This is a genomic window from Aquipuribacter hungaricus, assembly GCF_037860755.1.
Taxonomy (GTDB): Bacteria; Actinomycetota; Actinomycetes; order Actinomycetales; family JBBAYJ01; genus Aquipuribacter; species Aquipuribacter hungaricus.
This window is the reverse complement of the sequence record NZ_JBBEOI010000365.1, coordinates 1-2,480: the sequence shown is the minus strand read 5'-3', so window position 1 is coordinate 2,480 and position 2,480 is coordinate 1. Positions and strand designations below refer to the sequence as shown.

Annotated in this window: 4 protein-coding genes; all 4 read right to left on the bottom strand. The window is 76.2% G+C overall.

The features are described 5' to 3' along the window. Positions 1 to 268: hypothetical protein (locus WCS02_RS19670; RefSeq protein WP_340295972.1), on the bottom strand; the 268-nt coding region annotated here is incomplete at its 3' end. Then, a complete protein-coding gene (nadD, locus tag WCS02_RS19665; protein WP_340295971.1) occupies positions 268 to 918 on the bottom strand; it encodes a nicotinate-nucleotide adenylyltransferase in 651 nt (216 codons plus the stop codon). The genes nadD and WCS02_RS19670, both read right to left, overlap by 1 nt. Then, positions 915 to 1,088: a hypothetical protein gene (locus WCS02_RS19660; RefSeq protein WP_340295970.1), complete on the bottom strand. Its 174-nt coding sequence runs from the start codon at positions 1,086 to 1,088 to the stop codon at positions 915 to 917. Before WCS02_RS19660 ends, nadD begins: the two co-directional genes overlap by 4 nt. 144 nt (positions 1,089 to 1,232) lie before the next feature. Then, the coding region (locus WCS02_RS19655; RefSeq protein ID WP_422665444.1) for a glutamate-5-semialdehyde dehydrogenase at positions 1,233 to 2,480 on the bottom strand (1,248 nt) is incomplete at its 5' end.

Sequence of the window (2,480 nt, the reverse complement as noted above, 5' to 3'; positions counted from 1 at the left end):
CGGCGCTGCGGGCCTCCAGCAGCGGCCCCACGACCATGGCACCCGGCGTGGGGAGCACCGGCCCGGTCGCGACGCCCTCGACCGTCGGCCGGGCCGGGCGCACGACCGGTCGCGGGGTGGTCGGCGGCTCGGTGACCGGCCAGTGCGACATCGTGGCGTCGAGGTCGACCTGGCCGCTGCGCTCGGCCGTGCGCCGGCGGCGGCGCTCCCCCAGGGCACGCTGCACCCCGGTGTCGCCCGCGGTGCCCGGGACCTCGTCCTCGGCCATCACGACACCTCCGCTGCGGTCCGGCGGGCCGACCGGGCCGGGCCGTCACCGTCCCGGTACAGGCCCGACTTAACGATGTACTGCAGGACGCCGGTCGGGACGAGGTAGCGGACGGGCCTCCCCTCGCGCACGCGCCGCCGGACGTCGCTGCTGCTGATGGCCAGCGCGGGGATCTCCACGACGCTCACCGCCCCGGCCGGCAGGGCACGGACGTCGAGGGTGTGCCCGGGCCGGCTCACCGCGACGAAGTGCGCGAGCCGCCACAGCAGGTCGACGTCCTTCCACGACACGATCGCCTCCAGGGCGTCCGCGCCGGTGATGAAGAACAGGTCGGCCCCGGGGCGCTGCGCGGCGAGGTCGCGGAGGGTGTCCGTGGTGAACGTCGGGCCGGGCCGGTCGACGTCCACCCGCGACACCGTGAACCGGGGGTCGGCGGCGGTGGCCACGACGGTCATGAGGTAGCGGTCCTCGGCGGGGCTGACGGCGCTGTCGGCCTTCTGCCACGGCTGGCCCGTCGGCACGAAGACGACCTCGTCCAGGTCGAAGCGCCACGCGACCTCGCTGGCGGCCACCAGGTGGCCGTGGTGCAGCGGGTCGAAGGTGCCGCCCATGACCCCCAGGCGGGGCCGTCGGGCGGGCGCGGACGTCACCGTCGGGCGGAGATGTTCTTGAACGAGTAGGTGATGGCCAGCAGCACGAGGAACAGGGCCATGGCGAGCAGGCCGTAGAACACCGGCGGGACGGGCAGCTCGATCTCCGTCATCTCCGGGACGTCGCTGCCGGCCGCGGCGAGGATGCCGGCGACGATGCTGCTGCTCATGGGACCTCCTCCGGGCAGCCCACCGGGTGGCGGGCGCGCGGGTGCCAGTCTGTCACGACGGGACGCCCGCCCCGGCCCCGGTGCCCGCGCGCCGCGGGGGCCGGCCCGGTCGGGCCAGGTCCGACCAGCCCGCGTCGCGTCGGGTCAGGTGCGGACGTGCCCGTCGCCCGTGACCACCCACGTGGTCGTCGTCAGCTCGGTCAGGCCCATCGGCCCGCGGGCGTGGAGCTTCTGGGTGGAGATGCCGATCTCGGCGCCGAGGCCGAGCTGGGCGCCGTCGGTGAACCGGGTCGAGGCGTTGACCGCGACGGCCGCCGCGTCCACCTCGGCGACGAAGCGCTCGGCGGCGCGGGTGTCGGTGGTGCAGATCGCCTCGGTGTGCCGGCTGGACCAGGTGTCGATGTGCTCCAGCGCCTGGTCCAGGTCGTCGACGACGCGCACCGCGAGGTCCAGCGACAGGTACTCCGCCGCCCAGTCCTCGTCGGTGGCGGGCCGGACGGGGACGCCGACGGCCAGCTCCTGGGTGGTGGTGTCGCCGTGGAGGACGACGCCGGCCTCGGCCATCGCCGACGCCAGGGCGGGCACGAACTCCTCGGCCACGTCCCGGTGCACGAGCACGGTCTCGGCGGAGTTGCAGACGCCCGGGCGCTGGACCTTGGCGTTGAGGCAGACGGCGAGGGCCTCGTCGAGGTCGGCCGCGGCGTCGACGTAGACGTGGCAGTTGCCGGTGCCGGTCTCGATGGTCGGCACGGTGGCGGTCTCGACGACGGTGCGGATGAGGTCCGCGCCGCCCCGGGGGACGACGACGTCGACCAGGCCGCGGGCCCGCAGCAGGGCGCGGACACCCTCGCGGCCGTGCGCGTCGATGGTGCTGACCAGGTCGGCGGGCAGCCCGGAGGCGACCAGCGACTCCCGCAGCACCTCCACGACGACGGCGTTGGTCGCCGCGGCCGCCGACCCGCCCCGCAGCACGACGGCGTTGCCGCTCTTGAGCGCCAGCGCGACCGCGTCGACCGTGACGTTGGGCCGGGCCTCGTAGACGACGCCGACCACGCCGAGCGGCCGACGGACCTGCCGCACCCGCAGGCCGTTGGGCAGCGTGGAGCCGCGGACGACCTCCCCGACCGGGTCCGCGAGCGCGACCACGTCGGCCATCGCCCCGGCGATGTCCTCGATCCGGCCGGCGTCCAGGCGCAGCCGGTCCCGCAGGTAGGGCGACACCCCGTCCCGCTCGGCCCGGCCCAGGTCCTCGGCGTTCGCGGCGACGACGCGGTCGGTGGCGGCGACCAGGGCGGCGGCCGCGGCGCGCAGCGCGGCGTCCTTGGTGGCGCCCGTGGCGGTCCGCAGCCTCCGCGAGGCGACCTGGGCCGCGCGGCAGACGGCGTGCACGGC